The sequence below is a fragment of the Kitasatospora putterlickiae genome, assembly GCF_039527695.1.
Lineage (GTDB): Bacteria > Actinomycetota > Actinomycetes > Streptomycetales > Streptomycetaceae > Kitasatospora > Kitasatospora putterlickiae.
The window spans coordinates 23,789-29,084 of sequence record NZ_BAAAKJ010000154.1 but is presented as its reverse complement, the minus strand read 5'-3'; the positions used below and the strand labels follow the sequence as shown (position 1 = coordinate 29,084).

The window sequence follows — 5,296 nt, the reverse complement described above, 5'->3', positions numbered from 1 at the left end:
TCGACGCCGAGCGGGGCCCTTTTCGGTGGGTCGGGTGGGGGCGGGGGAAGGGTGGGGTCAGCTGCGGCGCAGGGCCTCGGTGAGCCGGTTGGCGGCCTCGATGATGGCCTGCGCGTGCAGCCGCCCGGGGTGGCGGGTCAGGCGCTCGATCGGTCCGGAGACCGAGACGGCGGCCACGACGCGGTTGGAGGGGCCGCGGACCGGCGCGGAGACGGACGCCACGCCCGGCTCGCGCTCCCCGATCGACTGGGCCCAGCCGCGCCGCCGGACGCCGCTGAGCGCGGTGGCGGTGAAGCGGGCGCCCTGGAGACCGCGGTGCAGCCGCTCGGGCTCCTCCCAGGCCAGCAGGACCTGGGCGGCCGAGCCGGCCTTCATCGGCAGGGTGCTGCCGACCGGGACGGTGTCCCGCAGACCGGAGAGCCGCTCGGCGGCCGCGACGCAGATCCGCATCTCGCCCTGCCGGCGGTAGAGCTGTGCGCTCTCGCCGGTGACGTCGCGCAGATGGGTCAGGACCGGGCCCGCGGTGGCGAGCAGCCGGTCCTCACCCGCCGCGGCGGAGAGTTCGGACAGGCGGGGGCCGAGGATGAAACGCCCCTGCATGTCCCTGGTGACCAGGCGGTGGTGTTCGAGTGCGACGGCGAGTCTGTGGGCCGTGGGGCGCGCCAGACCGGTGGCGGCGACCAGCCCCGCCAACGTGGCGGGGCCCGACTCCAGTGCGCTCAGCACCAGAGCGGCCTTGTCGAGCACGCCGACGCCGCTAGAGTTGTCCATGCCCTAAGACTGCAGTCTCATTCCGCGAGACGCAAGTTCAATCTTCCGAGAAAAGCGCCACTCTGGATGCAGCAGCCCGGGAGACATCCAGGATGCGGCCCCGTCAAGGCGTCCGCATCGTGGACAGCGTCCGGCGTGCAGGCCGCGCGACGCGTGCCGCACGGGGCGGCGACAGCTTCTACCCCGACACACGAGAAGGCCGGCAACGCGGCCGGCTGGAGGGAACCCGATGGGACGGACACTCGCAGAGAAGGTCTGGGACGACCACGTCGTGCGGCGCGCGGAGGGCGAGCCCGACCTGCTCTTCATCGACCTGCACCTGCTCCACGAGGTGACCAGCCCGCAGGCCTTCGACGGCCTCCGGCTGGCCGGGCGCACGGTCCGCCGCACCGATCTCACGATCGCCACCGAGGACCACAACACCCCGACCCTGGACATCGACAAGCCGATCGCCGACCCGGTCTCCAGGGTCCAGCTGGAGACCCTGCGCAGGAACGCGGCCGAGTTCGGCGTCCGGATCCACTCGCTGGGCGACGTCGAGCAGGGCGTCGTGCACGTGGTCGGCCCGCAGCTGGGCCTGACCCAGCCCGGCACCACCGTGGTCTGTGGCGATTCCCACACCTCCACCCACGGCGCGTTCGGCGCGCTGGCGTTCGGCATCGGCACCAGCCAGGTCGAGCACGTGCTGGCCACCCAGACGCTGCCGCTGGCCCCGTTCCGCACCATGGCGATCACCGTCGAGGGCGAGCTGCCCGAGGGCGTCACCGCCAAGGACCTCATCCTGGCGATCATCGCCCGGATCGGCACCGGCGGCGGCCAGGGCTACGTCCTGGAGTACCGCGGCTCGGCGATCCGCGGCCTCTCCATGGAGGCCCGGATGACCGTCTGCAACATGTCCATCGAGGCGGGCGCCCGGGCCGGCATGATCGCCCCCGACGAGACCACCTTCGAGTACCTCAAGGGCCGTCCGCACGCCCCGCAGGGCGAGGACTGGGACGCCGCGGTCGAGTACTGGAAGACCCTGGCCACCGACGAGGACGCGGTCTTCGACCACGAGATCTTCATCGACGCCGCCGAGCTGACCCCGTTCGTCACCTGGGGCACCAACCCCGGCCAGGGCGCCCCGCTCGGCTCCGCCGTGCCGGACCCGGCCTCCTTCGCCGACCCGCAGGAGCGGATCGCCGCCGAGAACGCCCTGGCCTACATGGGCCTGGAGGCCGGCACCCCGCTGCGCGAGGTCGAGGTCGACGCGGTCTTCGTCGGCTCCTGCACCAACGGCCGGATCGAGGACCTGCGCGCCGCCGCCGACCTGCTGCGCGGCCGCCGGATCGCCGACGGCGTGCGCATGCTGGTCGTCCCCGGCTCCGTCCGGGTCGCCCTGCAGGCCGTCGAGGAGGGCCTGGACCAGGTGTTCACCGCCGCCGGCGCCGAGTGGCGGCACGCGGGCTGCTCGATGTGCCTGGGCATGAACCCCGACCAGCTCGCCCCCGGCGAGCGCTGCGCCTCCACCTCGAACCGCAACTTCGAGGGCCGTCAGGGCAAGGGCGGACGCACCCACCTGGTCTCGCCGCAGGTCGCCGCCGCGACCGCCGTCCTGGGCCGTCTGGCGGCCCCCGCCGATCTGGTGGCCGACGCCGCCGTGGAGGTCTGAGCAGCATGGAGAAGTTCACCACCCACACCGGCCGGGCCGTGCCGCTGCGCCGCAGCAACGTCGACACCGACCAGATCATCCCCGCCCACTGGCTCAAGAAGGTCACCCGTTCCGGTTTCGAGGGCGGCCTGTTCGAGGCCTGGCGCAAGGACGAGTCGTTCATCCTCAACCGGCCCGAGCGCCAGGGCGCCACGGTCCTGGTGGCCGGCCCCGAGTTCGGCACCGGCTCCTCCCGCGAGCACGCCGTCTGGGCGCTGCAGAACTACGGCTTCCACGCGGTGATCTCCTCGCGCTTCGCCGACATCTTCCGCGGCAACTCGCTGAAGAACGGCCTGCTGACCGTGGTCCTCCCGCAGGAGACCGTCGAGCGGCTCTGGGAGCTGGTCGAGGCCGACCCGGCCGCCGAGATCACCGTCGACCTGGAGGCCCGCGAGGTCCGGGCCGAGGGGGTGACCGCGCCCTTCGAACTGGACGACAACGTCCGGTGGCGGCTGCTCAACGGCCTGGACGACATCAGCATCACCCTGCGGAACGAGGCCGACATCGCCGCGTTCGAGGCCGGTCGCCCGGCGTTCAAGCCGCGTACCCTGCCGGTGGCCTGAGATCCCCTTCTGAACAAGCATTCTGACGAACCGCCGGATGGCCCGCTCCCCCTCGGGGGGGCGGGCCATCCGCCGTTCCGGGCAAGGAGTTGTGCCCGTCCGGTGCTACCGGATTGGGGATTCGGTTTTGCGACAGAGGCCCCCGCAGCATGCACAACTGCGCGTAGATGGCACAATCAGTGCATGCACCGGCACCATGAACCTCCGTACGCGGGCGGCGAACCCGCGTCACCGGAGTCCACGGGCCGGGGATCCGAACGCCGAATTGACGATCGGCCGGACGCCGCAACCTCACCTGCTGAGGGGCCGGACGACCCGGAAGTCGCAGCGCTCTTCGCGCTTGTGGCCGAGCGGTTGAAGCAAGCTCACGACCGCGTGCATGCGCTGAACGTGTCTGCCGATGCAAAGACCGCTCTCACCCGTCAACTGCTGATCGTCACGGAGACCGCCAAGCGCGATCTTCCGGAGGCGGCGCGGCGGTTGAGTCGCTTTGTGCAGGACCTCGACGAGGGGCGCCCGCCCGTCGACTGAGGTCGCCGACGCGCAAATCCATTGCGACACTAGGGTGATTCGCGCGTTTGGTAATTGAAAGTCCGCAGATACATACCTAACGTGCGAAATGAACGGATGGAATCATCCGGCGCCCGTTTCCGAAGGGGAAGACGTGAACAAGGCTCAGCTTGTCGAAGCGGTGGCCGAGCAGCTGGGCGGTCGCAAGGCTGCCGCAGAGGCCGTCGACGCAGTGCTCGACACCATGGTGCGCGCCGTCGTGGCCGGCGACCGCGTTTCGGTCACCGGTTTCGGCACCTTTGAGAAGGTGGAGCGCTCCGCGCGCTTCGCCCGCAACCCGCAGACCGGCGAGAAGGTCAAGGTCAAGAAGACCTCGGTGCCCCGCTTCCGCCCGGGCCAGGGCTTCAAGGACCTGGTCAGCGGCGCCAAGAAGCTGCCGAAGGAAGGCCCCTCGGTGAAGAAGGCCCCCAAGGGCTCCCTCACCCCGGGCAAGAGCGGCGTCGCCGCGACCCCGGCCGCCAAGCGGGCCGCCACCAAGCGTGCCGCCACGGCCGCCGCCGCCGCTGCCGCCGCCACCCCGGCCAAGAAGACCGCCGCCAAGAAGGCGACCGCCACCAAGGCGACCGCCACCAAGACGGCCGCCACCCCGGCGAAGAAGACCACGGCCGCCGCCAAGAAGGCGGCCGCCACCAAGAAGGCCACCACCACCGCCGCCGCCGCGAAGAAGACCACCGCGACCGCGACCAAGAAGACCACGGCCGCCGCCAAGAAGGCGACGACCACGGCCGCCGCCAAGAAGACCACCGCGACCGCCAAGAAGGCGACCGCCACGGCCAAGAAGACGGCGCCGGCGAAGAAGACCGCCACCCGCAAGACCACCGCGCGCAAGACCTCTGCCAAGTAGTCGCCGCGCGTCCTCGCCGGACGGCCTTCGAGAGCCGTGGTGCCGCCCCACCCCCGGAATTCCGGGCGGGTCGGTGCCACGGCTCTCCGGCATTTCGGCCGGCTTTCCGGCCGGTCTTCCGGGGAACGGCGGGGGAGGAACGGCCCGGGGGGTCAGCCCGCTGCCGGGTCGGGGAAGGTCTGCAGCGTCACGAAGACCACCCGGCGGGCCTCGCCGGCGCCCTCGGTGCGGATCCGCACCCGCTGCCCCGGACGCAGCAGCCGCAGACCGCCGGCGTCGAAGGCGGCCGCGTCGAACGGCACCGGGGTCCCGTCGTCGAGCAGCACGGAGCCGGCCCGGGTGGCGGGGTCGAAGGTGAACGCGGTGGCCTGCATGGCAGCAGCATAGCGAGGGGCACCGACAGCACTCCTCGTCGTCCGGCGTCCGGCCGTCTCAGCGGGGCCGTCGGTGCGGGAGGTAGCCGAGGCGGGTCGCCAGGGCGTGGGTGTGCGGGCCGACGCCCAGGGCCAGCGCCTCGGCCAGGTCCTCCCCGGTGTCGACGTCCCGGCGGACCGACTCCACGCCGGGCAGCCGCAGTTCGCGGGCGCCGCCGGCCGCGTGCCGGGCGCGTGAGCCGTCCCCGAACGCGGGAGCGAGCGGGCTGCCCGGGGCGCAGGCCAGCAGGGTGGTGCCCAGCCCGGGGGCGTCCGGCAGGAAGGCCCGGCCGGCCGCGGGCACCGCACCCAGCACCCGGCCCAACTCGTTCGGCCGCAGCGCCGGCAGGTCCGCGGAGAGCGCGGCCACCGGCGCACGGGGCGCGAGGACCAGCGCGGCCGACGCGCCGTGCGCCAGGGCCTCGTTGAGTCCGCCGCCGGGCTC

7 protein-coding genes are annotated in these 5,296 nt (G+C 72.5%); 4 read left to right on the top strand and 3 right to left on the bottom strand.

The window, feature by feature from the left end; all coding sequences use genetic code 11:
- Positions 1-57: 57 nt before the first annotated feature.
- Positions 58-771: an IclR family transcriptional regulator gene (locus ABD308_RS16235; protein ID WP_030306825.1), complete on the bottom strand. Its 714-nt coding sequence runs from the start codon at positions 769-771 to the stop codon at positions 58-60.
- Positions 772-1,000: 229 nt separating this feature from the next.
- Here ABD308_RS16235 and leuC point away from each other — a divergent pair, with 229 nt between their 5' ends.
- From leuC to ABD308_RS16215, 4 genes are all read left to right on the top strand, one after another.
- Positions 1,001-2,422, top strand: coding sequence for a 3-isopropylmalate dehydratase large subunit (leuC, locus tag ABD308_RS16230; RefSeq protein WP_344334143.1), 1,422 nt, complete (start codon positions 1,001-1,003; stop codon positions 2,420-2,422).
- A 5-nt stretch (positions 2,423-2,427) separates the two neighbouring features.
- The gene (leuD, locus tag ABD308_RS16225; RefSeq protein WP_344334142.1) at positions 2,428-3,024 is read left to right on the top strand and encodes a 3-isopropylmalate dehydratase small subunit; all 597 of its coding nucleotides are present in this window, start codon (positions 2,428-2,430) and stop codon (positions 3,022-3,024) included.
- A 183-nt stretch (positions 3,025-3,207) separates the two neighbouring features.
- Entirely contained in the window at positions 3,208-3,555 is a 348-nt protein-coding gene (locus ABD308_RS39700) for an SCO5555 family protein (RefSeq protein WP_380764579.1), read from the top strand.
- Positions 3,556-3,688: 133 nt separating this feature from the next.
- Entirely contained in the window at positions 3,689-4,438 is a 750-nt protein-coding gene (locus tag ABD308_RS16215) for an HU family DNA-binding protein (RefSeq protein WP_344334141.1), read from the top strand.
- Positions 4,439-4,590: 152 nt separating this feature from the next.
- On the opposite strand, the gene ABD308_RS16210 is transcribed toward ABD308_RS16215, so the two are convergent.
- Positions 4,591-4,812, bottom strand: coding sequence for a hypothetical protein (locus tag ABD308_RS16210; protein WP_063347710.1), 222 nt, complete (start codon positions 4,810-4,812; stop codon positions 4,591-4,593).
- A 58-nt stretch (positions 4,813-4,870) separates the two neighbouring features.
- Positions 4,871-5,296: CofC family guanylyltransferase (locus tag ABD308_RS16205; protein WP_486327028.1), on the bottom strand; the 426-nt coding region annotated here is incomplete at its 5' end.

Coding starts and splice junctions, on each gene's coding strand:
- ABD308_RS16235 (WP_030306825.1), bottom strand. CDS start 771: ATGGACAACTCTAGCGGCGTCGGCGTGCTCGACAAGGCCGCTCTGGTG.
- leuC (WP_344334143.1), top strand. CDS start 1,001: ATGGGACGGACACTCGCAGAGAAGGTCTGGGACGACCACGTCGTGCGG.
- leuD (WP_344334142.1), top strand. CDS start 2,428: ATGGAGAAGTTCACCACCCACACCGGCCGGGCCGTGCCGCTGCGCCGC.
- ABD308_RS39700 (WP_380764579.1), top strand. CDS start 3,208: ATGCACCGGCACCATGAACCTCCGTACGCGGGCGGCGAACCCGCGTCA.
- ABD308_RS16210 (WP_063347710.1), bottom strand. CDS start 4,812: ATGCAGGCCACCGCGTTCACCTTCGACCCCGCCACCCGGGCCGGCTCC.